Annotated in this window: 14 protein-coding genes; all 14 read left to right on the top strand. The window is 36.8% G+C overall.

Annotated features, from left to right (window positions below; translation table 11 throughout):
• The first annotated feature begins 302 nt into the window (after positions 1 to 302).
• The 14 genes from LV92_RS14835 (at position 303) to LV92_RS14770 (ending at position 25,776) form a co-directional block, all read left to right on the top strand.
• Positions 303 to 1,973 (top strand): sulfatase family protein, encoded by a 1,671-nt coding sequence (locus LV92_RS14835; RefSeq protein ID WP_245946391.1) that lies wholly within the window; start codon positions 303 to 305, stop codon positions 1,971 to 1,973.
• 229 nt (positions 1,974 to 2,202) lie between these two features.
• Positions 2,203 to 6,450 carry a hybrid sensor histidine kinase/response regulator transcription factor gene (locus LV92_RS14830; RefSeq protein ID WP_170126337.1) on the top strand — a complete coding sequence of 1,416 codons (4,248 nt, stop codon included), beginning with the start codon at positions 2,203 to 2,205 and terminating at the stop codon, positions 6,448 to 6,450.
• A 446-nt stretch (positions 6,451 to 6,896) separates the two neighbouring features.
• Positions 6,897 to 9,566: a hypothetical protein gene (locus LV92_RS14825; protein ID WP_211322993.1), complete on the top strand. Its 2,670-nt coding sequence runs from the start codon at positions 6,897 to 6,899 to the stop codon at positions 9,564 to 9,566.
• 205 nt (positions 9,567 to 9,771) lie between these two features.
• Positions 9,772 to 10,599: a sugar phosphate isomerase/epimerase family protein gene (locus LV92_RS14820; RefSeq protein ID WP_111624407.1), complete on the top strand. Its 828-nt coding sequence runs from the start codon at positions 9,772 to 9,774 to the stop codon at positions 10,597 to 10,599.
• Between the two features lie 293 nt (positions 10,600 to 10,892).
• Positions 10,893 to 13,034, top strand: a complete 2,142-nt coding sequence (locus LV92_RS14815; RefSeq protein ID WP_111624406.1) for a carbohydrate-binding family 6 protein — start codon at positions 10,893 to 10,895, stop codon at positions 13,032 to 13,034.
• Between the two features lie 95 nt (positions 13,035 to 13,129).
• Positions 13,130 to 13,936, top strand: coding sequence for an acetolactate decarboxylase (gene budA, locus LV92_RS14810; RefSeq protein ID WP_111624405.1), 807 nt, complete (start codon positions 13,130 to 13,132; stop codon positions 13,934 to 13,936).
• A gap of 475 nt (positions 13,937 to 14,411) precedes the next feature.
• The gene (locus tag LV92_RS14805) at positions 14,412 to 14,891 is read left to right on the top strand and encodes a nuclear transport factor 2 family protein (RefSeq protein ID WP_111624404.1); all 480 of its coding nucleotides are present in this window, start codon (positions 14,412 to 14,414) and stop codon (positions 14,889 to 14,891) included.
• A gap of 203 nt (positions 14,892 to 15,094) precedes the next feature.
• Positions 15,095 to 15,295 carry a helix-turn-helix domain-containing protein gene (locus LV92_RS22175; protein ID WP_111624403.1) on the top strand — a complete coding sequence of 67 codons (201 nt, stop codon included), beginning with the start codon at positions 15,095 to 15,097 and terminating at the stop codon, positions 15,293 to 15,295.
• Between the two features lie 408 nt (positions 15,296 to 15,703).
• Positions 15,704 to 16,570, top strand: coding sequence for an amidohydrolase family protein (locus tag LV92_RS14795; RefSeq protein ID WP_111624402.1), 867 nt, complete (start codon positions 15,704 to 15,706; stop codon positions 16,568 to 16,570).
• A 3-nt stretch (positions 16,571 to 16,573) separates the two neighbouring features.
• A complete protein-coding gene (locus LV92_RS14790) occupies positions 16,574 to 17,386 on the top strand; it encodes an SDR family oxidoreductase (RefSeq protein ID WP_111624401.1) in 813 nt (270 codons plus the stop codon).
• A gap of 42 nt (positions 17,387 to 17,428) precedes the next feature.
• Positions 17,429 to 19,156, top strand: a complete 1,728-nt coding sequence (locus LV92_RS14785) for an IlvD/Edd family dehydratase (protein ID WP_111624400.1) — start codon at positions 17,429 to 17,431, stop codon at positions 19,154 to 19,156.
• Positions 19,157 to 19,486: 330 nt separating this feature from the next.
• On the top strand, positions 19,487 to 20,911 hold the full coding sequence (gene xylE, locus LV92_RS14780; RefSeq protein ID WP_111624399.1) for a D-xylose transporter XylE: 1,425 nt from the start codon (positions 19,487 to 19,489) through the stop codon (positions 20,909 to 20,911).
• 294 nt (positions 20,912 to 21,205) lie between these two features.
• Positions 21,206 to 24,235: a SusC/RagA family TonB-linked outer membrane protein gene (locus LV92_RS14775; protein WP_170126336.1), complete on the top strand. Its 3,030-nt coding sequence runs from the start codon at positions 21,206 to 21,208 to the stop codon at positions 24,233 to 24,235.
• A gap of 23 nt (positions 24,236 to 24,258) precedes the next feature.
• Positions 24,259 to 25,776 carry a RagB/SusD family nutrient uptake outer membrane protein gene (locus LV92_RS14770; protein WP_111624397.1) on the top strand — a complete coding sequence of 506 codons (1,518 nt, stop codon included), beginning with the start codon at positions 24,259 to 24,261 and terminating at the stop codon, positions 25,774 to 25,776.
• The last annotated feature ends 463 nt before the right edge of the window (positions 25,777 to 26,239 follow it).

Raw genomic sequence — 26,239 nt, 5'->3', positions numbered from 1 at the left:
GGAACTGAATTAAACATGGATTACGGCAAAATTTTATTCTGTCTACATTTATGATTTTTGCAGTAATTTACTTATAAGACCACAAGTAAGAAGCAGTTTAAAATACCCATTTGTCCTTCTCTTAAAGTTATATCACCCGATTTGTCAATAGCGGGAAACGTATACTTGTGATTGTAGATTTGAATTTGGTGGTTAATAAGGTTTAGAGGTTTTTTATGATACTATAACTTTAATGAATCCACCATAACAAAACGAATTCTGCTAAATAACTGTAAGTGACTTTTGAATTTAACAAAATTATTATGAACCAAATAAAAAAAGACTTAATCCTTATCAGCAAAATGATTCCATTCAAGCAAATTACTATATCCGCTTTTGTACTCATATTTATTTCATGCAATATTTCTTCAAAAAAACCAAAACCAGAAAAAAAACCAAATATCATCTATATCATGGCTGATGATTTGACTATCCAGGCTATTAGTGCGTATGGTGGAATTTACAAAGATATCGCCCCGACTCCCAATATCGATAAGATTGCTAATGACGGCATGTTATTTCATGATGTACTTTGCAACAATGCCATATGTGGTCCGAGTAGAGCCTCCATTTTAACTGGGGACTATAGTAATTTAAATGGTTACTATAAGAATGAAAACGGGGGAAAATTTAATGATACACTATGGACATTTCCACAAGAATTTCAAAAACAAGGATATCGAACCAGTTTATTTGGTAAATGGCATTTAGGGACAACCCCAAAAGGGTTTGACACATTCAAGTATCATAATACGGCGGGTCAACAAGGACTATATTGGGATCCGATTTATAATGAAAACGGTGTGGATGTTAAGGAAAAAGGTTATTCTACAAACTTAAGTACAGAATTCGCTTTAAATTGGTTGGAAAACAGTAAACAGTCTAATGATCCTTTTTTAATGGTATTGCAATTTAAGGCTCCTCACCGTCCTTGGGAACCTGATACGAAGTACGAACAACTTTGGGAAAATATAGATATGCCTTACCCCGCAACTTTCAATGATAATTATGAAGGTAGGGAGATGACTGCCGGGAATACTGAAATGACTATGGAATATTTTAGTAATAAGGATATGAAATTACCAGAACCAGCCGGATTAGAAGGTACAGAAAAGTTGAAATGGACTTTTTACGGGGCAAGACCTGGCGAGGTTGTACAGCCAGAAGGGATGAGTGACGAAGAAGGGAGAAAATGGAGATACCAAACGTATATAAAAGATTATTTAGCGTGTGTAAAATCTGTCGACGATAATGTGGGAAGAGTTTTGAGTTATTTAAAAGAAAACAACCTTGAAGATAACACCATTGTTATCTTGACTTCAGATCAAGGTTTTTACTTAGGGGATCACGGATTTTTTGATAAACGTTTTATTTACGAAGAATCATTGCGCATGCCGTTCATGGTCAAGTTCCCAAGAATGATTAAACCTGGTAGTGTTAATGAAGACATTATATCCAATATTGACTTTGCACCAACCTTATTGGATTTAGCTGGTTTAAAAACGGACCATAAAATGCAAGGAACAAGTTTTGTGCCTTTGTTAGAGGGAAAAACTCCAAAGGATTGGCAAGATGCTATGTATTATCACTATTATGAATTCCCTTATTGGCATCACGTACAGCCTCATTACGGAATTAGAACTCAAAAATACACTTTGGCACATTTCTATTATAATATTGATGTTTGGGAACTATATGATTTGGAAAAAGATCCAAATCAATTAAATAATATCATAAATGATAGTAGTTATAAAGAGGTCGTTGCTGAGTTAAAAGGACAACTAAAAGAACTTATGGTAAAATATGAAAATAACAAAAGCTTAGAAGAGTTTCGTATGATAACTGATAAGGATTTTGGTAAAATCGTTGAGCAAAAGAGCAATGAACCCTCAGTCCAAGATCTTTTAAGAAAAGATAATCAGAAAATGAATTAATAGAAACTAATATTTTTCAGTGTACTACTATGGTGCTAAATATAAACGGATTAACATAAAAGTGGAAGTAATTATTTAATGTCTAAATACCAAACTAGTACCATGTAACTAGATTAATTAAAAAGATTGTACCTTTTTGTTTTACTTTAAGAGTGTGTTTTATTCAACAACAAATTGATATTTAATCGCTTATGAATATTTGCTCACCATAAATTAAATGACCACAATTGTGAAACAATATTTTTTTATCGGATTTTTTTTGATTTTGTTCACTCCCGTCACCTCGCAATGGCAATTAAACCAAATTGCTGGAGATGAAGGATTGTCCCATCAAACAGTTACAAGTATTATACAAGACCGTAGTGGTTATATGTGGTTCGGTACTTATTACGGTATAAATAAATATGATGGGTACACTATGAAACAATACAACTTTGCACAGAGTTCTTATGGATTGAGCAGTAATGTAGCTCATAAACTGTATGAGGATAACGATGGCTATATGTGGGCGGGAACGGAAGCAGGTCTAAATAGAATAGCCCCAGATACGGGAAAAATTGATGTTGTTTTAAATAATGAGGTGGAAAATCGATATGTTGGTAAAAATATACTCCATCAGTCTAATTCTGGAGTTTTTATCCTTGCTACTCAAAAGGGAATTAAGTTTTTTAAAATAAATAACCAAGGAGTATTGGAGAATGAGTATTTTTTGGATAGCTATGGAGATTTGGCTTTGGATAATGCAAATTTAATACCTTCTATTAACGGTCAATATTGGTTTTTAACCCCATCTGCTAAAGTCAAATTACATCAAATAGAGATATATAATGGTGTAAACTCTCCTAAATTAAAGATCACGGATACGGATTATATACAACAACTGTTTGACAAAGGTACGGTTCTCGATATCCTTGAATATCCAAAGAATACAATTTGGGTAATTAGTAATCAATTGGAGCTATTAAAAATAGAAATGGATAATGATCTAAAGGTTATCGAGTCCGAGAGAATACTACTGCAGCCAACGCAGCGTAGGGAGTTTGATGTAGCACACAGTACTATAAACATGAGTGTTGATAAAGAAGGGAGAATATGGATTGCAGGAAATAAATTGTTTCTGAATTATGATAATGAGTCGGGTGAAATAATTGATTACTCTACAAACAATCAGCTTCAGAGTTTTGTAAATACACAGGATTTTCGGGAAATATTTATTGACAAATCCAATATTCTCTGGTTAGGCACTTTGAACAACGGCTTGTATAAAATGGATTTGGATAACCACACGTTTTATAATTCCACAGAATTATTAAGCCCCAAAGAATCACTTTCGCTATTCAATTCTCCTATATTATCCATGTGCGAAGATCAAAATGGGGATATTTGGTTTGGAACCCAAGATGGTACCATAGCCGTTTTAGATGGTAATGAAATGCAAAAAGGATTCTCGAAGATGTTAAACCTCCCATCGCAATATAGTTATTTGAATACAATAAAAGAAACAGTTGGGCCAAGACGATTACCGGAAATTAAACGATTAATGAGGGGTAAGGATGGGGCTATTTGGGTCGGAGCCATGAATGGACTAAGTAAAATCGATTACAATAGGCAATCTCGCTCATTCAAAATTAAAACTTTTGATAGTATTAAAGATGGTTCGAGAAATATTTATGACAATCGCGTTTTTGCTATCGAAGAAGATAGTAAAGGGGATATCTGGTTTGGGTCTTGGACAAATGGCTTGTTCAAGTTGTCCTATAATAATCAAAATGGTTCATATAAAACCGTTAACTATAAATCATCACCGAAGGATACCTGTAGCTTAACAAACAATAATATAAGGGATATATTGGAAGATGACCAAGGAACCATTTGGGTAGGCACCACTAATGGACTTAATAGATTAAAGCGGTCTGATACGGGAAACATTACCTTCGATAGGTTTCAGAGTGATATATCCAATGCGAACTCATTAAGTAATGATTATGTGCTGGATATTTTTCAGGCTAAAGATGGTAGTTTATACATCGGTACTTACGGTGGAGGCCTCAACCGTATAAATTATGTTGACAATAGTGACCTCGAATTCAGACAATATTCGATAGAGAACGGATTGCCAAGTGATGTCGTTTATCAGATAAGGGAGGACTTTGAAGGGAATATTTGGTCCATGCACATTAGGGAAATTTCAAAACTAGATCCGCATACCGGTATTATAACCTATTTTGAAAAAAAAGATGGTTTTAATGTTGAGGGGTTTATGGATAGTTCTATGGAGTTTACCTCCTCTGGGACTATGATTTGTGGAGGAGTGAACGGATTTACATTTTTTCATCCTAATCGAATAACGGTCAATAATAGAGAACCTCAGTTAGCAATTACCGACTTCAAAATCTTTAATGAGTCTGTGACACCTAATGATGTAATTGAAGGAAATATTATACTAAAAGAGGGTATAAATGAGACCGAGAAAATCATATTGCCCCATCATTTAAATTCTTTTGAGTTTGAGTTTTCAAGCATGCATTTTTCCAACCCTAAAAAAAATAAATTCAAATTTATTTTGGAGGGTTTTGATGAGAAAATGCAAACATCCATTGGTGAGGAGCGGAGGTTCGCAGCTTACACGAATGTGCCGGCAGGTAACTATACTTTTAAAGTTTATGGGTCCAACAGTTCAGGCGTTTGGAGCACAACCCCCAAAGAAATATTGATAACAATTACCCCACCGTGGTACGCGACTTCTGTCTCTATTCTATTTTTTATAGTCATGGCCATTGTAATTACATATATCATAGTTAACGTTAGAGGGAATCAAATAAAATTGAAAAATGAACTTAAATTGGAAAGCGCTTTGCATGAAAAATCAGCAGAAATAAATCAGATGAAATTGCGTTTTTTTACGAATATTTCCCATGAATTAAGAACACCACTTACCTTGATTATCGGGCCACTTCAACAAATTATGCAGGGTAGTACCGATATTCAATATTTACAGCGGTTAAATGGGATAATGTACAAGAATTCAACACGATTATTGAGACTGATCAATCAATTGCTCGATTTTAGACGTGCTGAGTCGGGTGAAATAAATTTAGTTGTTGAGGAAGGGAATTTGGTGACTTTTGTAGAGGAGATCTATAATGCCTTCGAAGAAATCGCAATTGAAAGGCATATAGAATTCACCTTTAAAACAGAGGAAAGAACGATTGATGCATGGTTTGACAACGATAAAATTGAAAAAATTTTATACAACCTTTTATCCAATGCTTTTAAGTTTACACCTCCAAATAGAAAAATCGAATTGATTCTCAAAAAGGAAATAAGGGATAATAGAGAGAATGCCATAATCCAAGTTATAGATGAGGGTATTGGCATAGCCAATGACGAGCTATTAAATATTTTTGAACGTTTTTATCAAGCTAAAGAAGAGAGTAACGTTATACAGTCCGGATCGGGGTTAGGTTTGGCTTATTCAAAGCACTTGACGGAGATTCATAAAGGCAGTATAAGTATTAGTAGTGCATTAGAAAAGGGGACTACTTGTGGTATTTCGATTCCTATTTCGAAAACCGTATATGAGGTAGATTCAATATTGGAAAGTCAGCCTAAACAATACAATTTTAAATTCATTAAAAATGAAATTAAAGATTTTAAAAGTACGATTATACCTCGTCCAGATACTATGGACAGGGTTGAGCATACGAAAGAAACCGCAACAATTTTAATAGTAGAGGACAATTTAGATCTTCGAGAATATCTATCGAATTATTTCCAAAATTATTATAAAGTTTTGAGCGCTCCTAACGGGGAAGAAGGATTGAAAATCGCCTTAGAAATGGGGCCGGATATTATTATCTCGGATTTAATGATGCCCATAATGAATGGTATAGAAATGTGCAAATTAATTAAGAACGATTTGAACACAAGCCATATTCCAGTGATTATTCTTACGGCAAAAGCAGGTTTGGAAAATGAAAAAGAAGGACTGGAAACAGGTGCTGACGAATTCGTGTTAAAGCCTTTTAGTATAGAAGTTTTAAGACTTAGAGTCAATAATATTTTGCAAACAAAACAACAGTGGGTTGAAAAGTTTAGGACCAAATCCACCTCTTCCTCTTGGAAGGAACTATCCAGTAAGCTGGATAAAGAGTTTTTAAAGAAGTCCCTTAAAATTATAAAGCAAAATATAGACAATCCAGACTATTCGGTAGAAAAGTTCTCATTAGAAATGGGTATGAGCCGTTCGGCGCTTTTCAAAAAAATCAAGTCGATTACCGGGCAATCGACTTCTGAATTCATTAGAACCATAAGAATAAAACGCGCTTCAAATCTTATGAAATCAGGCGAATATTCGATAACGGAAGTAGTTTTTATGGTGGGTTTTTCAGATCCAAAATATTTCAGAACTTGCTTTAAAAAGCAATTTGGAAAAACTCCTGGGAACTATATTAAGACCTTTAGGGCTAAGACCTAGCTGAGGAATGTTTTATAAAGGACAATGTTTGCCGACAATGTTGTAGTAACTCCAATTATATATTACTTGGATTCAACTCCATTTCTCTAGTAGAATCATTTTAGTAGAGGAAATTTGCTAAAAATCGCGCAATACCAGGGTAAAAATCATTTCCCCCTTTCATAAAACCATATATCCTTTAAATCAACAGAATTTCTTATTAGTATTGAGGAATGCAATTATTTTGTTTTATTAGGATTTCAAAATAGTTGTAAAACTAGAAATTAATTGGCCGCTACGGCTTAAACTTATTTAATTGGACTCAAGGAATTTTATGCCTTCTTTATATAAATCGGTTACTGCAACCTTAATCAAACAACGGAGATATGAAAAAAATTAATCCATTTGGAAAGCGATTATTCGAGAATAGTTTTCAAATTTTTGATGAATGCCCTAATTAATCTTTTATGTTAGGAATAAATCAAATCATGAATTCTTGGATTAGAAACAAATCAAATATACTAATCCCCTTATTGCTTTTACTCGTAAACATATCTTTTTCTTCCTGCATAGTTGAAAGAACTTTACAATTGTCAATTGTTATTGATCAAGAAATGGAAATGCCTGCTAAGCATGGGCTGAGGTCATTGATTTCAAGACTAGAAAAGCAAAAAATTACTTTTGAGAAGGTGGATTCCATTGATAAGGCTATTGGCGAAACTTGTTTGGTTCTAGGGACCAACGTTGGAAAAGGTTTGGCGAGCGAACTTGCTCTTGGCTCTAATAGACCATTATTAATTCAGCCCGAATCATTATCGGTTTGGAGAACGGAGTATAAGACAAAACCAGTTTGGGTGATTCAGGGTTCAGATAGCAAAGGATTGATGTATGGAATTCTTGATGTTGGTGAACGCCTTAGCTGGAGTTCTGATGAAAATGACCCATTTAACGAAGTTGAGCCAATCACCGAATCTCCGCATGTAGGTAATCGAGCTATATCCTTGTATACTATGAACCGTGCCTATTGGGAAAGTAGGTTTTATAATGAAGATTATTGGGCTAAGTATATGGATATGCTTGCGATTAATAGGTTCAATTCTATTATTGTCATTTTTGGATATGAAAATGGTGGTTTTCTTGCTCCATGTTATCCATACTTTTTTGATGTAGATGGGTTTCCGAATATAAAAATGGGTAATTTAACTTTCTCGGAACAACAAAAAAATCTTGCGGCACTAAATCGCATGATTGAAATGGCTCACGAAAGAGGGTTAGAATTTAAAGTAGGGATATGGGACCATATCTTTCGTGGGGGTATTCAAACGGGAGGGCTTTCTGGAGAAGTGGAGTCCGAAGATGATAAAAATTATTTGGTCACAGGGCTTAATGGCAGGAATCTAGCGAATTATACTAAAGCAGCTTTAGACAAGTTTCTTCAAGAAGTGCCAAATATTGACGGAATTCAATTTCGTATGCATGCTGAATCTGGCTTAAAGAGTGGAAAAGAAATGGAACTTTTTTGGACTGAAGTTTTTAAAATGATAAAGGCCAAATTCCCAAACCTTCAAGTAGATTTGCGAGCCAAAGAATTGCCTGAATCGATAATTCAAATAGCAAACAGTTTGAATTTGAATTTCCGAGTAACTACAAAGTACTGGATGGAGCAAATGGGGCTTCCCTTTCATCCCACTCACATAAATCGTGAAAACCAATTCGATCGTCGTCATAGTTATGCAGATATGTTGCGTTACCCTAAAAACTACAAAATTCATTGGCGTTTGTGGACCGGGGGTACTCAACGAATACTCCTTTGGGGCAGCCCAGAATATGCTCGGCGATTTGCTGCTAGTACGCACCTTTATGATGGAGAAGGATTTGAAATAAATGAACCTCTTGCCACTAAAATGGAGGCTCAACCACACAATATGGAGCCGATAAATTTATTGTCCCCACCATATATCTATTACGACTATGAATTTGAGCGTTATTGGCATTTTTTTCAGGCTTTTGGCCGTTTGGCTTATAACCCCAACACTCCATCGGAGACGTGGCATCGCGAATTTGAGAAACGCTTTGGAAAAGATGGGGGTGCAGCGGTAGAAGAAGCTTTGCACAAGGCCAGTTGGATATTGCCCAAAATTATAGCAGCCTGTTCACCTTATGGCAAGTTTCCTACAACACGTGGTTGGCCGGAAAAACAAAGGTTTGGAGATTTGCCACAGTATGCTTTGGCGGAGGGAAGCGATATTCAACAATTTGCTAGTTTTGATACGGAAGCCCAAATATTGATAGAAGGCTACGAAACTGCTAAGAGGTTGCCGTCAAATACTAGTAGATGGTTTGCGCAGACCAACCTCGAAATAAACCAACTCATTGCCAAAGCCGAAGGATATATTGACCATGGAAATAAGGAGTTTTATTCGACTATTACAGATTTAAAAATACTATCTAATTTGGCCCTATATCATTCAATAAGGATTCCAGCTGCCATTAGCTATCGTATTTATAAACGTACTAACGACCCACATGCACTAGATGATGCTATAAATTATGAAAAACAAGCTATTGAGGCATGGCGTAATATCGTTGAGGCTGCAGCTGATGTTTATACTTCTGATTTAATGTTTGGAATAGATGAGGCTGTATACTTGGATATTAACCACCACCTTTCAGGACATTGGAAAGATGAACTCACTTATCTCGAAAAAGGGTTACAACAACTTCAGATAGAGAGAAGTACATATAGCAAGATAGATAGCCCGAGAAGTGCACCAAAGTACCAAGTTAACGCGAAGATAAATTCTAAGCCTAGCTTTGATATTAGACATCATGCGGTAAGTCATACCCCTCTAAATCATGATATCAATATAGCGGCTAGTATAAAAGCTCCTTCAGGTATAAAATGGGCCAGACTTCGCTACCGCCCGGTAAATCAACATTTGGATTTTAAGACGTTGAATATGGAGCGTAGAGGTGAAAGTGGTGAATTCCTTGGAATTGTACCTTCTAGTCAAATAGATCAGAGATTTGATTTGATGTATTTTTTTGAAGTAATGGATAATGAAGGCAATGGGTTTATCTATCCTGACTTGGATTTGGAAACGCCATATATAACAATACAATTTGATAGAAGGTAGGTTCATCAATTTTAAGTGTTGTCGAAGGCGAAATATTAGTACTTGTTCAAAAAATAATCTGGTGAAATCAGGAAACAACTTGAATGATGTTGAACGCTAAAAATACAAGAGTAAACCATAGATTTTGAAGATGAAGATTCAATTTTATTGATGTTTGCATCTTTTTTAACTGCTCTTTTAGAGCACATAAATTAATTATAGACAGATGAAAAAAATATTTTTAATTATGGGTATTGGTCTTTTTGCAATCCCCTTATCAGCACAAGAAATAGGCTTGCAGTTGTATAGTCTTAGAAATGAATTTAAAAAAGACGTACCAGGAACTTTTGCTAAAATAAAGGAATGGGGAATTACCAATATCGAGGACGGTAACGACGGGACCCAGGGGTACACCTTCCAAGAATATAAAGCATTATTGGCCAAAAATAATTTAGATATGGTTAGTGTAAGCGCACCGTTTAGCGAATTGCAAAAGACACCTAAAACCGTGTTGCAAAGGGCTAAGGATTATGGGGCCAAATATGTAGTTTGTTTTTGGATTCCCCACAACGGGGCTATTTTAACCCTAGAAGATACCCAAAAAGCACTTGTTGTTTTTAACAAAGCAGGTGAGATATTCGAGAGAGAGGGTGTAACACTAGCTTACCATCCGCATGGGTACGAATTTGGTCCTTACCGAGGTGCCACTTTAATGGACCACATGATTAAAAACTCGGAACACTTTGATTTTGAAATGGATGTCTATTGGTTTGCTCATCCCGGGGAAGACCCTATAGAATGGTTACATCGCTATCCTGAAGAATTTAAATTAATGCACCTAAAGGATTGTAAAAAGGGTGTGGAAGGAAATAAAATTGGAAAATCTGATGTGGAGACCAATGTGGTATTAGGCACAGGGCAAATAGATATTGCGGCAGTGGTAGCAGAAGCAAAAAAAATGGGATTGGAATATTTATTTATCGAGGACGAGTCTTCGAGGGCCGTTGAACAAATTCCTCAAAGTTTGATATATCTAGAAAATTTGGATGATTAAAGGTTTGATTAATATAAAGTTCATCCATAATTTTCCCCGATGACCACCAAAATTGGATCTATTGGATAGCACAGGGTAGAGCCCGTTTTGTTGCTTGGGAAAGGGTAGTAATTTCAAATCTGTGTATTATTCAATTATTAATAAAATAATGAGAAATCAAATGGAACAAGAAGCCTGTCTCCTTTTGTTCTAAACATTACTTCACTTTCATCATAATAACAAGTAGATCAACTATGAAATTTAGACGATTAAAATTAGTAATAGCCTTATGTCAATTTTGCATAATTTTCGGAATGAAAGCAGCCTGCTTGTTTTCTCCTTATAATAAATTGGAGCAAAACAATTTGATGTCTGGTCAATACAATATTTATTACGAAAGTTCCGAACCATCCATAGCCTTTGCCGCCGAAGATCTTAAAAGAATATTGTCAGAGAAGAACATGTCAGTATCACTTCTACCTCTTATGGAATTTTCTAATAACCCTAATAGTGTGCAAATAGTGATAGCGGATAATAAATCTGAAGTGATTGGAGCTATGACAGAGGCCAACGGCAAAGTAATCAAAGAAATGAAAGCTCAGGATTATGCATTAAGAGTTACAGGCCAAGGGAAAAATAAAACATACTGGGTAATTGGCGGAGATAGAATCGGCGCTATGTATGGGGGTATTCACCTCGGTGAAATTGTAATGTCATCTGGGCTAGATTCAATGATAGATAAAGATTTCTCACCTTATATTGCTAAAAGAGGATTGAAGTTTAACATTCCATTAGATTCAAGAACGCCTAGCCACGATGATCGAGGAACTTCTGCACAATCCAATATTATTAATATGTGGGATTTTAATTTTTGGACAACATATTTGGATGAATTGGCGAGACAGCGCTTTAACGTAATTTCACTTTGGAGCAAACACCCCTTTCCTTCGATGATAAAATTGGAGGAATATCCCGATGTGGCCTTAAATGATATTTATGATGATACAGGTAAGATTAAAACCATGACAATAGATGAGAAAATAGTACTATGGCAAAAAGTCATGGACTATGCCGATCATCGTGGTATTGAATTTTACATTATTACTTGGAATATTCATATGAACGGTGCATTGGGTAAATATGGCATAACCCAAAGTAAGGAAAATGAAATTACAAAAGATTACCAAAGAAAGTCGGTATCAAAACTTCTTTCTACTTACCCTAAACTTGCCGGGATTGGTACTACTGCTGGCGAAAACATGCACGGTGTAAATTCTGATGAAAAGGAAGAATGGTTATGGGAAACATATGGGAAGGGTATACAGGATGTTCAAAACGAACAGCCGGACAGGAAGATTAGATTTATTCACCGCTATTGGTGGACCGATTTTAATAAAATCAATAGTCGATTTAAACAGCTTAAAGATGGTTATGATATGAGCTTTAAATATGGCAGAGCAAGAATCTATTCAGCGTATAATCCCCAATTTGCTGAAAAAGAATTTTTTCCTAATATACCAAAAGGGGTTTCAACATGGTGGAATTTAAGAAATGATGATATCTATAATTTACGGTGGGGTGATGCGGAATATGTTCGAAAATATATTCTAAACCTTCCAAAAGGCGAAAGAACAGCCGGGTACTATATGGGGTCAGATCGTTTTGTATGGGCGCGCGAAAGTATCAGTAAAAATCCAACTTCACCACGCATTTTAGAGAACGAAAAGCATTGGTTTAGTTTTTTGCTTTGGGGGCGAATGGGTTATGATCCAGAAACCTCTCCCGAACTATTGAAGGGTTTGATTGGCAATCGATTTCCGTCTGTGGATAGCAATGATCTCTATACGGCCTGGCAAGAATCTTCTAAGGTTATTCCATTAATCAATAAGTTTCATTGGTTTAGTTGGGATTATCTTTGGTGGCCAGAAGCGTGTATTGGTTCAGGGGTAGCCAATGCCATTGATGGATATCATAATATTTATGATTTTATCAATGCTCCAGTAATGGATGATAGTAATCTAATAACAATTAAAAATTATGTCAGAGCTATTATAGATCAAAGTAAAATTTCAGGAACAACTCCTTTACAAGTGGCTGACATGCTTGAATTGTATGGGAAAGAAGCATTATCCCTTACCGAAAAAATGAATTCTTATGATAACAATGAGTTGGCCGAAACGATTGGCGATATTAAAGCGATGGCTCATTTGGGTAATTATTATAGCGCAAAAATTCGTGGAGCGACGAACCTTAAATTGTATCTAGTATCAAATAATGAAAAATACAAAACCATTGCAATCGGCCAATTGGAAGAATCATTAAAATTCTGGAAATTATACAGCAAAATTTTAACCGAACAATATATAAAAATGAATATATCGATGCAGGGTGTTTTTGACTGGGACAAACTAGAGAAGGAAGTTAAGGCTGATATAGATTTGGCCAAAAAGGCATAATATGCTAAAAAAAATAAAGTATTTGAATACCATTTGTGGATAAGTAAATTATTATATCAGAATAAACGAACAAAATAAATCACAATTTTTATATCATGAAAACCATTTCAATCTCAATCTTTATTTTATTTCTAATCAGCAGTTTGACCAGTTGTAATGACAATATTACCAAAAAGATAAGCGGGAATGACGTTTCAGAAATCGAGGTGCTGGAGGAATTTTATCAATATTCTATTTGGTATGCCTTTGTTAACAAGGTTTTTGAAGGTGACCTTACGGTTAAAGAATTAAAAAGGAAGGGGAATATAGGTCTTGGGTCCTATACCATGTTAGACGGTGAATTGGTAATGTTAGATGGTATACCATATCAGATTAAGGAGGACGGGACCGTATATGTGCCATCGGATAACGCGAAAATTGTTTATGCCAATGCTGGTTTTTTCCGAGAAGATCATAGCTTCAATATCGATGATACCTTAGGTTTTGATGAATTAAGGAGAAGAATCAATGAAAACTTACCTTCAAAAAATATGTTCTATTCATTCAAAATTCATGGCAAATTTAATTGGATGAAATGTGGAGGTTTACATAAGCAGGAACCACCCTTCACAGATGGATTGGATGTATTGATTCCTAATCGCCCAGTGTTCACACGTGATAATTTCGAGGGTACTATTGTAGGCTTTTATTGCCCGGAATTTATTGGAAATATTAATGTTGGTGGTTTTCACTTCCATTTCATTTCGGATGATCTTAAATTTGGCGGCCATGTTATGGAATTTGAAGCAGAAACGCTGGAAGTTTCAATGGATGAAATGCATGAGTACAAATTCGTTTTACCAGACACAGATGCCTTTAGAAATGTTGGATTTGAAACGGAATTCCAGTATAGGAAGAAATAAATAGGACAGCATGTTCTGTAAGGATAAAAATTGTGTAATGATTGTTGGGGCTTAGATTCTTATTGTGTACAATCTTTTGTGATAATAGTGTATTTTCTGCGGAATAAATAAGAGGAAATATAGGTAAATTTTAGAAGTGTTGGTGTGCTCTTGGTGGCCAGGTATTCCCAATTCATATTGCAGTTATAAATTTCACTATTTATGTAGATAAGAGTGTTCGAGGGAGGAAGTTATTTTGTGTAAGCGATGTAGTTTTTCATATAGACAGAAGATTAAGAGTTATCCAACAGAACTAGTAAGATAAAGCATTAATAATTTCATGAAAATTGACATACATGATAAAGTGTAGCCTAGGTGTAATGTTTATGGGATAAAGATTTCTTCCAATCCCATTTTAATCAAAAATGGACAATTAGCTTTTAATTATCCTTAAAAGTGAATTTATTTTAGACTTAATTAACATCATATTAAAAAAATGAAAAAAATATTTAAAATTATAATTATTGGATTTTATATTTCTAACCTTGGGTGCTCAAGTACAAATGTACCGAAGGGTTCAAATATTGATAATAGTGTTTTATCATTGAGTAGGAAAATGGTAAGTACAGAAGAAACAAGTAAAGTTTTAATACACCATCTTACCGCATTTGGAGAAAATAATTTGGTATCTATAATGTCCGATTACACAGATGAATCCATAGTTGTAACTCCTAATGCTACTTTTAAGGGGCTTGACCAGATAGAAGCATTTTATGTTACACTTTTTGCTAAATTGCCAAGTAATGACACTCAATTTGAAATGAATCGAAAAGTTATTGAAAATGAGTTGGCTTATATCGTGTGGTATGCGAAATCCCGAACTGTAGAAATATCTTTAGGTAGTGATACCCTGGTTGTTTACGATGGGAAAATAAAACTACACACTTTTGCGGGGGACATTACAACTATTTTCTAAAGGCATACCTATTATATACAGACATTCCTCAACCTTAGTTATAGTTTTATATTTAATTGGGTTCTAAGTATTAGGCATTATGCTCTATTTCGTTGTAGAATTGAATGCTATTTAAAAGGATTTGGATTATGTATTGGATAATGTCACATTTCATTAGTTTTAAATGCCAAAAATAATTGTTTCATATTTGGTAGAATTCGTTTATACGCCAATCGACCTCTGAATTCATTAGGACCATAAGAATAAAAAGAGCTTCAAATCTTATAAAATCCGGCGGATATTCTATTACGGAAGTAGTTTTTATGGTGGGTTTTTCAGATTTAAAATATTTCAGAACCTGCTTTAAAAAACAATTTGGAAAAACTCCAGGCAACTACATCAAGACCTTCAGAGCTAAAGCCTAGTTTAGGAATAATTTTATGAAAATCGGTAATGTTAGCAAATTTTGCAGACAGTCCAGTGTTCCCTACTATTATTCCATACTTAAATACGATTATAGTACTTCCATATGGGTTATTAAAATTCATATAATTGGGTAGTAATGCCTTATAACCATTTCACCCGAATATTAAACCATAATTCCCTTTAACAACTTCCACCTCTTATTAACATTGCTGTACCATTCGAAATTTTAATGTTGGCTACGAATTATTGTTCGCACTCTTGAAGTCGAAACGAAAATCGGTTGGTTAGAGTTGAAGAAATATGGGATTTAAGAAAATTGATAAAAGAATCACTTCAGACATATGAATAGTGTATTGGCATATATGATACTCTCTTTGATTTGTTCGATAATAAAAAACATAGTGTAGATGGATTTAGCTTTAGTAGATACACATATTCATATTTGGGACATAAAAGAACTGACTTACCCTTGGCTGGAAAAAATGCAACCTATTGTAAATCAAACCTATTTAATGCCAGATTATGATAAGGCTATAGGAAATCAAGAGGTAGAGGCTATGGTTTTTGTACAATGTGAGTGTAAACCTGAGCAATTTTTGGAGGAACTGCATTGGGTTCAAAATATAGCAGACGCAGATATGCGTTTGAAAGGTATCATTCCTTGGGCGCCATTGCACACCGGGAGTGCAGTCGAACCTATATTACAAGTTTTCAAAAAGGATTCGAGAATTAAAGGAGTGCGTCAAATTATACAATTTGAAGATGACCCAAATTTTTGCTTAAAGCCTGATTTTATTCGAGGTGTGCAATTACTAGGAGAATATGGACTGCATTTTGAAATAACCATTGACCCTTCCCATTTTTTAGCGGTAATGAATCTCATGGAAAAATGTCCAGATACACGTTTTATTCTGGATCATATTGGTAATCCAAATATTGATAAACAACAGCTGAAACCATGGAAAGGACTTATCAAAAACTTTGCAGATTCAGGATCGCACTATTGTAAATTTTCAAACTTTTTAGGCAATGCCAATTTAGAAAACTGGAAAATGGATGACTTAAAACCTTTTTCTGAAGTGGTTATTGAAAGTTTTGGGCCTGATCGCTTAATCTGGGGCAGCGATTGGCCACCATTATTGCGTGCTGCTTCATGGAAAACTTGGTTACAAGTTTCAGATGAATTAACAAAAGGGTTAAGTGAACAAGAAAGAAAACTTGTTTTTAAGGAAAATGCCATTCAGTTTTATAGGTTAAACCAATCAAAAAAATAAAGAATGAATTTAAATAGATTTAAAAACAAAGTTGCCATAGTTACAGGTGGATCTTCGGGATTGGGACACGCTATAGTGGAAGAATTTTGTAAAGAAGGAGGTAAAGTGCTTTTTACTGGTATAAGTGAAAGAGGTATAAGGGTTGAGAAAAACTTTAGAAAAGAAGGGTACGATGTAACGTTTCTTCAAGGTGATATGGGACTGGAAGAAGTATGTGAAGAAACCGTTTCGAGGACCATAGAAACTTACGGTAAAATAGATTGTTTAGTAAATAACGCTTTCTCCTTTACAGCAGAGGGAATTGATGCGACGAAAGAAGATTGGATGCGTAGTTTAAATACAGGTCCAGTTGCTTTTGCCAGGATGGTTCAGTTCACTGTTCCTCATATGAAAGCAAACGGTGGTGGCGCAGTAGTCAATATTTCCAGTATTTCTGCATATATAGCACAAATAGATCGCTGGACATATAATGCCGCAAAGGGAGCAGTACACCAATTGACGAAATGTCAAGCGTTGGATTTAGCACCCTTTAATATTCGTGTTAATGAAATTGCGCCGGGTTGGACATGGTCCAATGAGACTGATAAGGCTGCAGATTTGGATGGTGGCGGCCGTGAGAAATGGGGCCCTATATGGGGGAAATATCAAATGTTAAACCGTATGGCTCAGCCTTTTGAAATTGCACGGCCCACACTCTTTATGTTAAGTGACGATGCATCTTTTATTACAGGAACCACTTTGGACGTAGATGGGGGTTACCTTGCTTTAGGGCCAGAAGGATTGGGTGAAACTACTGTCAATGCAGGGTCAAAATAAATGAGAACTAGATGATTTTAATAAAGAATATAATTTGTACAAATGAAGGAAAATAAAAAGAGGTATAGAAGCCAAGAATGGTTTGATGCAGCCGATGATAAAACTGCATTTATTCACCGCTCATGGTTGCGTAACCAAGGATATCCCGATGATCAATTTGACGGAAGACCGGTTATAGGTATATGTAACACTTGGTCAGAATTAACACCATGTAATGCACATCTTCGTGATTTTGCAGAAGAGGTAAAAAAGGGTGTACTTGAGGCAGGGGGCTTCCCACTCGAATTTCCTGTGATGAGTATGGGAGAACCGTTAATGAGACCTACGGCAATGTTGTTCCGTAATTTATCGAGTATGGATACAGAAGAAAGTATACGTGCAAATCCATTGGACGGGGTCGTTTTATTGACAGGATGTGATAAAACTACACCTGCCACAGTTATGGGGGCATCCAGTGTTGATTTACCGACTATCGTGGTCCCTGGAGGCCCCATGCTTAACGGAAAGTACAAAGGCAATCGCATAGGTTCAGGTACTTTTTTGTGGAATATTAAAGATAAGGTAAGCACTGAAGGCTATACTAAAAAAGATCTAATGGAGGCCGAGGTTTGTTCGGCTAGAAGTGCGGGAAGCTGTATGACTATGGGTACTGCCTCAACAATGGCTTGTATGGTCGAAACAATGGGGCTTACGTTACCTGGAGCCGCAGCTATACCTGCAGTAGACTCTCGTAAAAGGTTATTGGCTAGACTGTCGGGAAGACGTATTGTGGACATGGTAAAGGAAGATTTAAAAATATCCAAAATTCTTACTAAGGAGGCATTTGAAAATGCTATTAAAGTAAATGCGGCAATCGGAGGTTCTACCAATGCCATTGTGCATTTAAAAGCTATAGCAGGAAGAATAGGGGTAGACCTTGACCTTAAAGAGTTCGATAGCCTGGGCAGTAAAATTCCACTTCTAGTCAACTTAATGCCTTCTGGTAAATTTCTGATGGAAGATTTTTTTGATGCGGGTGGACTTCCTGTAGTTATTAAGGCGATGAAAGAACATCTTCATAACGACGCAATAACTGTTAATGGTAATTCAATCGGTAAAAACAACGTGGACGCTGCTTGTTACAATGATGAAGTGATAGCTAAGCTAAAAAAGCCATTTCAAGAAACTTCTGGTATAGCAGTACTTTATGGAAATTTATGTGAAAACGGTGCAATAATTAAGCCTTCGGCCGCAAGTCCTAGATTGATGGTTCATCGTGGTAAGGCAATTGTTTTTGAGACTGTAGAAGATTATCATAAACAGGTAGATGACCCGAACCTTGACATTGATGAAAACAGTGTTATAGTGCTTAAAGGTGCTGGTCCGGTAGGGTACCCTGGAATGCCTGAAGTAGCTAATGTAGATTTGCCCGAAAAAATATTAAAGAAGGGAATTAAAGATATGGTGCGTATATCCGACGGAAGGATGAGTGGTACCGCTTTTGGAACCGTAATACTTCATGTTTCACCTGAATCTGCGGTGGGTGGCACTTTAGCCGTGGTACAAACTGGGGATATGATTGAATTGAATGTGCCAGAGCGTAGATTGCATCTAGATATTTCTGATGAAGAGCTTAAAAAGAGAAAAGCAGCATGGATTCCAAAGGAACCAGTTATGAAAAGAGGGTACGTGAAAATGTACACGGACCATGTGCAGCAGGCTCATTTAGGCGCGGATTTGGATTTTTTAAACGGAAATTCAGGAAGTGATATTCCGAGGGATTCCCATTGAAAATAATAATAAGCATATTCACTTTTAAGGGTAAATAGGCCACCAATGGCAGAGGTGGTAAAAAAGCCTGGCTATAGTGGTAAGTTAACCAGGAGATCTAGTATGTTCAGTAAGCCAGGAGGATCAGTCAGTTGTTACTATAGCGAAAATTATAGATGAATTACAACTTAGTAATAATTACAAAACAAACCAAATTCAAAATTTGTACTAGGAATAAATGTCTAACTAGAGATGCAGGGTAGGAAGTCAGATACAAATACGTATTTACACCTAATCTTGTCCTGCATTGTAGTTTGGTCAAGTATGAATATAAAACCGATATAGATTAACATGGGAACATCAGTAAATAACTCTAGGTATCTTATAAAATTGACAATGATTGCCGCAATAGGTGGTATGTTGTTTGGTTATGATACAGCCGTAATATCAGGGACTGTGGGGTCTTTGGAAAATTTCTTCGTTATTCCTTTTGGTTTGGATGAAATGGGAGCTAATTCACGATTGGGATTAGTTGTCTCCAGTGCATTAATTGGATGCGTTATAGGAGGGTTTTCCGGAGGTATTATCAGTAAGAAGATGGGGCGTAAAAATGGACTTATCCTTGCTGCCATATTATTCATAATTTCAGCTCTTGGTTCAGCTATGCCCGAAATGTTCATTAGACCTATAGGTAAAGGCGACCACACCTTTATCTATATATTTATTCTTTATAGAATAATAGGAGGCCTAGGTGTTGGTTTAGCATCCATGCTTTCGCCACTATATATTGCTGAAATAGCGCCGGCAAGAATAAGAGGTAAATTGGTATCTATGAATCAATTCGCTATTGTTTTTGGTCTTTTAGCTGTTTATTTTGTTAATTATTTCATTGCCAGACAAGGAGACGATTCTTGGCTCAATACTGTGGGATGGCGCTGGATGTTTGCTTCAGAAACGATACTAGCTGCCTTATTTCTAATTATGCTGTTTTTTGTTCCAGATACACCTAGATCGTTGGTTTTAAAAGCCAAGCCAGAAAAAGCCTTGGCTGTTTTAAATAAAGTAAACGGAATAGAGGAAGGAAAAAAGATATTGGCGGAAATTCAAGGTTCGGTCATAAGCCGTTCAGGGAAGCTTTTTTCATTCGGTCCTAAAATAATTATTATAGGAATATTACTATCCGTTTTTCAACAATTTGTAGGCATTAATGGGGTGTTGTATTATGCTCCAGAAATTTTTAAAAGTATGGGGTCAGGAACCAATGTGTCCCTTCTGCAAACCATAGCTGTAGGAGCTGTTCTCTTAATATTTACCGTATTGACAATTTTGACCATTGATAAATTAGGAAGAAAACCCTTAATGGTTTATGGTGCGCTGGGAATGGCTATTTCAATGTTTGCACTGGGCACTACCTTTTACCTAGAGGTGTCAGGACTTACCGCAGTTGTATTTATGCTAATTTATATAGCATGTTTTGGGATTAGTTGGGGCCCTGTAGTATGGGTGCTTTTATCTGAAATATTCCCAAATAAAATTAGAGGAAAAGTTATGGCAATTGCAGTTGCAGCTCAATGGATTTCCAATTACATAGTTTCATGGACATTTCCCATGATGGACAAAAATACCTATTTATTAGAAAAATTCCACCATGGTTTCTCCTATTGGATCTACGGATTAATGTCTCTATTGGCAATGTATTTCGTTTGGAAATATGTACCAGAGACAAAAGGTAAATCCTTAGAAGAAATGGAAGAAATTTGGGATAATAACAAGTGAAGTAGCCTATTGAGATTATAATCATTTTAATTAAATATGGAAAACTATAATCTTAGGTTATTAACTGTAATAGTAACCAAGAAAAAACCCAGGAATTTAAAATAAAAGCTCTTCTAGCAACCCATTCTATCCACATCATATTAACTGAATTGAGGGTATATTCAAAATGAAAGGAACCTACTATAAAAAGAACTGGCCTTCATTTGAGGATAATTAAATAGAATGGGAAATGTATAAAACCAAGAAAACAGACCACTTATTATCTAACTAAATTTTGAATTCAACTAAATGATTATGAAAAAACCAACGATGAAATTATTTTACAATTATCCACTTATTGGATTCTGTATACTGATTATGGGGCTACAGGGAATGAAAGCACAGCAAACCATAAAAGGAACAGTCTCCGATAATACGGGAACCCCTTTACCGGGTGCTAGCGTGGTCGTAAAAGGCACGACAAATGGTACACAGACTGACTTCGACGGAGTATATTCCTTAAACGAAGTAGCAGCCGATGCTACAATGATTTTTAGCTATATTGGATTTACCACAATTGAGGTTAATGTAGCTAATCAAACAGTTATCGATTTAATTATGAAAGAAGACTCACAACAGCTGGATGAGGTCGTTGTGGTCGGTTATGGTACGCAAAAAAAATCGGACCTTACTGGGGCCTTGACTTCAGTTTCTTCCAAAGATTATGAGAAGCAACCGGTTACTCGAATAGACCAGGCCTTGCAGGGAAGATCTGCAGGTGTTCAGGTAAACCAAGTTAGTGGAGCACCGGGAGCAGGTTTCAAAATACGTATAAGAGGTACGAATTCGATAAACGGCAGCAACGAACCCTTGTACGTAATCGATGGCATCGCTGTTTCCGATATCAATGCCATAAATGTGAATGATATCAAGTCTATGGAGATTTTAAAAGATGCTTCGGCAACTGCCATTTATGGATCAAGGGGGGCGAATGGAGTCGTACTTGTGACCACTAAAAAAGGAAGACAGGGCAAGGCACGGATAGAATTGAACATGTCTACCGGTATGCAACAGGTCTCCAAGCGACTTGATATTATGAACGCCGCAGAATTCGCGGAGACCGTAAACCTAGCAGATGCGGGCGCTTCGTTTTCCGAAGCCGAGATCGCGGCCTTCAGAAGTAGTGGCGGCACCGATTGGCAGGACGAAATTTTTAAAACGGCACCCATGTCTAATTTACAGATGGGGGTAAGTGGGGGCAATGAAGATATTGACTATTATTTATCAGCCAACCATGTAGGCCAAGAAGGAATTGTTCAAAGCCAAAATTACAGACGCTATTCTTTACGGTCGAACATTAATGCTAAACTAAATGAAAACCTAAGTCTAGGGTTCAATATATACGGAAGCAGGGAAGAACGTCGGGGAGTTGCTACCAACATCAACAATGCGGTTACCTTCGATCCGACCACACCGGTCTATGATGAAAACGGGGACTATAACTTTTCAAGTGTGAACAGTGTGGGTACAAGTGGGACTAATCCCCTTTTGTATGCCTTTGAAAACAGAAGAAAAGACTTTGATAATCGGGTTATTGCAAACTTGAGCCTTGGTTATAAACTTACTAACTCCTTGACCTTTCGCACGACCTTTGGCTCCGAATTTTCTAACAGTAAGGATAAGCTGTACATCCCCATAATTGTGAATCAGACCGGTAACGCCACTATTACCGATATCAATAGGGTAAATTTACAGAATACCAACGTGCTAAATTATAGCAAGGAATTTGGCGATGACCACGGCCTTCAAATAGATCTGGTACATGAACAACAACATAACAAATGGGACTACCTTGTAGCGGAATCAGAAAATTTTGCAACGGACCTAACGGGCTTTCAAGGGCTCGAACTGGGCAAGATTCAGCGTACCTCGAATGAGTTAAATAATATGCTTCCTTCCGATCAGAGCCTCCAATCATTTCTTGGCCGTATAAACTATGTCCTGAAAAATAGATATCTATTAACAGCCAGTCTAAGGGCAGATGGATCCAGTAAATTTAGAAAAGAGAATCGCTGGGGTTACTTTCCTTCAGCATCCTTAGCGTGGAAAATTACCGAAGAAGATTTTATGCTGGGTTCTGCCTTCACTTCACTAAAACCACGTATAAGTTATGGTGTTACAGGTAGTCAGGCTATAGATGCATTAGCTACAAGAGCACGTTCGATTACTGGTGAGGATTATAATTATCCATTTGACGGCGGAGCCGGGATTACAGGTATAGCGCCTTCGAACCGTATTGAAAACCCCGATCTGACCTGGGAAAAAACTAAGCAGATAAATGCCGGTATTGATATTGGCCTGTGGGCCTCTCGTTTGACCCTTTCCCTTGACTGGTATCAAAAGAATACCACCGATCTTTTGCTTGATGTGGTGTTGCCCGAATTTGTAGGGGCCAATATAATTACCAGAAATGTCGGGGAAATTGAAAATAAAGGTTTCGAAATTAACTTGGGAGCTAAAATCATTGAAGGAGATGATTTTAGTTGGAACGCGGATTTCAATTTTTCTAGAAATAGAAATAAAGTACTTTCCTTGATCGATGGTATCGATTTTATCAATGCAGGTAGAAATAATTATTTGGGACAGGGAGTCAATAACATTCCTCCCACACGTGTTGAGGTAGGCCAGCCATTGAGTACTTTTAGGGGATATGTATATGAAGGCGTATATCAGACTGGCGAAACAACTATTGAAGGCAGGAAGGCCGGAGATCCTAAATATAAGGACATTGATGGTGATGGGGCAATTACCGCCGTGGATGTTGTCAACATCGGAAATGGTGCAGCTGACTACACTTGGGGGTTAAATAGCTTTATGTCCTATAAAAATTTTGACCTGAACGTTTTGGTACAAGGTTCCGAAGGCAATGATGTCTATAATTTCGTCAGGGCAAGGCAAAATGGTTTAGGGACTTCTACCTTTAATGGTGTACATAAAGATCTGTTGAACAGTTGGACGCCCAGTAATGCCAGTAATATTCCTGCATTCGATAAAACAGCTTCTTCCCATCAAATATTGTCTACCCAATTTTTGGAAGACGCTTCCTTTATACGATTTAAGAACATTAGCCTTGGCTATAATTTTTCAAGTGAACTGTTGGAAAGCATCAAACTACAATCCTTACGTTTGTATGTTACGGCGGAGAACCTTATTACTATTACCGATTATTCCGGTTATGATCCCGAAATATCGAGTAGCGGATCCTCAGATGTAGATTTGGGCATTGATCAAGATGCCTATCCGTTGGCCAAAATCTTTTCGTTTGGTGTGAACTTATCTTTTTAGAAAACCCATAAAATTAATTTATCATGTACATAAAGAAAAATTTTTTAAGACTTTCAGTACTCGTGGCTTGCACTTGGTTATTTTCATGTGCCGATCTTGAAGAGGACACCAGTGCACTTTTGAACACCGCAGGGTTAACCACCGAGTCCGATTTTAATGCGGCACTGTCGCCTATATTCGCACGAATGGCTTTGTTATTTAAAGAACCTCACGTTAACATTACAGGTATGGGAGCTGATGATGTCACTACATGGAACGGTGGAAATAAAGCCCCTTTCCGTTTGTACGACGGCTTTGGTTATGGTAATGGTGAGGGAGAAGAGGCTACTTGGTTGGTCGATAAGTCCTGGGATCCCTATTGGGACATTATCTATGCTTCCAATACAGTGATCGAAGGGGCCGATATTTCGGAAGGAAAGCCAGAAGTGGTTACTGTGGCAAAGGCTACGGCAATGTTTACCAGGGCACTGGCCTATTATAATTTGGTAAGGATTTATGGGGGCGTACCCTTGATATTGGATACGAATGCCACGGGAGACGAGAATAGGGCCACCGTTCTTCAGATGTATACAGCAATAGAGGCAGACCTTCTTTTTGCCGCTGCAAACTTGCCAGAACCGGGAGCAGTATCCAGCATAGGAATGCCTTCCAGCGCAGCCGCCAAAACGGCCCTGTCAAGCTTATATTTGACATGGGGCGGATGGCCAGTTAAAGATTCGTCAAAGTATACATTGGCAGCTAAATATTCAAAAGAGGTAATTGACCTTGGTTACTTTGAACTTTTGGATATTACCGAGCTTTGGAAATTGGAAAACGGTAATAGTAGGGAATCAATATTTTCGATACAATATTCCACAAGTGATTTGAAACCACAGGAAATGCCACGGGGCTTTGCGTACCACAAAGCTGGTGGCTGGTCTGATGTTTTTGCCGAATTGGGCTTCTATAACAGGTTCCCTGAAGGCCCTAGAAAAAAGGAGACCTTTACGGAAGAGATTATCATTCGGGCCAACGGAACTTTGGTTCCTTTGGAAACGGTCCCTTGGACGGATTCCGAGACTACACAGCGATTCAATCCTACCTATCAGAAATTTTTAACGTCTGCAACGGGTGAAGGGGTTCCTAAATTGGTGAGCTATCGTCCTATTGAAATTTTCCGTTACGCCGAAGTATTATTGATTTACGCAGAGGCACAGGCCAGAATTGGAGCGACCACCGCCTCATTGGACGCCTTGAACCAAGTACGAAGAAGGGCCATGGGGCTGCCATACTTAACTCCAGATTCTTCCGTAGATCTAGCCTCCGCCTCACCCGACGAAATCGTGGAAGAAAGTGGTTGGGAACTTGCTGGGGAATTCAAACGATGGTTTGATCTAACTAGAACGGAAAAGGTAGAGGAAATCACCTTATTAAGAGATCCCAATGAAAAAGTGGTATTGGTAGGTACTCCCAATAAAAACCATTATATGGCACCGCTACCATTAAAAGCTTTAGAAGGAACAAATCTTGTACAGAACCCTGAAGGTTTTGTTGTTCAATAATCTTAAAAGGAAAATAGAATACTTTTAACATTTCTTAATGGAATTGGTTTGGATTGCTAAAAGGTTGCTTGGACTTTTGTCCAAGTAATCTTTTTTTAAACCCTGTTGTTACTCACTTTACGTAACAACAATTGTTGGCCTATTGATAGTATAAATCGTTGTTTTTGGAGAAGCTACTTTTGCCTCCAGCATGCGATATTTTCTTAGGATGACACAAATGAGAAAATAAGGTAGTTACATTATTTAAAGCTTTTAAAACAAATAGCTAAAGTACAAAGCAGAGATATTTTCTATGGTGTCCAAACTATTTAGACAGGAACCATCGGTAATATCATTGATAAAGAAGAGCACGAAAAATTATTGTATCCCTTCCTTGATTCTCCAGTTTAAGGCGATTTGTAATATAGGAGGTCAAGACATAAAGCAACTTTATATATATGAATTTTAAAACTAAATAATAACG

Source organism: Arenibacter echinorum (genome assembly GCF_003259375.1).
GTDB classification, from domain to species: Bacteria; Bacteroidota; Bacteroidia; order Flavobacteriales; family Flavobacteriaceae; genus Arenibacter; species Arenibacter echinorum.
This window is presented reverse-complemented; position numbering and strand designations above follow the sequence as displayed.

Coding starts and splice junctions, on each gene's coding strand:
- LV92_RS14820 (WP_111624407.1), top strand. CDS start 9,772: ATGAAAAAAATATTTTTAATTATGGGTATTGGTCTTTTTGCAATCCCC.
- LV92_RS14790 (WP_111624401.1), top strand. CDS start 16,574: ATGAATTTAAATAGATTTAAAAACAAAGTTGCCATAGTTACAGGTGGA.
- LV92_RS14835 (WP_245946391.1), top strand. CDS start 303: ATGAACCAAATAAAAAAAGACTTAATCCTTATCAGCAAAATGATTCCA.
- LV92_RS14825 (WP_211322993.1), top strand. CDS start 6,897: ATGTTAGGAATAAATCAAATCATGAATTCTTGGATTAGAAACAAATCA.
- LV92_RS14785 (WP_111624400.1), top strand. CDS start 17,429: ATGAAGGAAAATAAAAAGAGGTATAGAAGCCAAGAATGGTTTGATGCA.
- budA (WP_111624405.1), top strand. CDS start 13,130: ATGAAAACCATTTCAATCTCAATCTTTATTTTATTTCTAATCAGCAGT.
- LV92_RS14795 (WP_111624402.1), top strand. CDS start 15,704: ATGGATTTAGCTTTAGTAGATACACATATTCATATTTGGGACATAAAA.
- LV92_RS14815 (WP_111624406.1), top strand. CDS start 10,893: ATGAAAGCAGCCTGCTTGTTTTCTCCTTATAATAAATTGGAGCAAAAC.
- LV92_RS14805 (WP_111624404.1), top strand. CDS start 14,412: ATGAAAAAAATATTTAAAATTATAATTATTGGATTTTATATTTCTAAC.
- LV92_RS14775 (WP_170126336.1), top strand. CDS start 21,206: ATGAAAAAACCAACGATGAAATTATTTTACAATTATCCACTTATTGGA.
- LV92_RS14770 (WP_111624397.1), top strand. CDS start 24,259: ATGTACATAAAGAAAAATTTTTTAAGACTTTCAGTACTCGTGGCTTGC.
- xylE (WP_111624399.1), top strand. CDS start 19,487: ATGGGAACATCAGTAAATAACTCTAGGTATCTTATAAAATTGACAATG.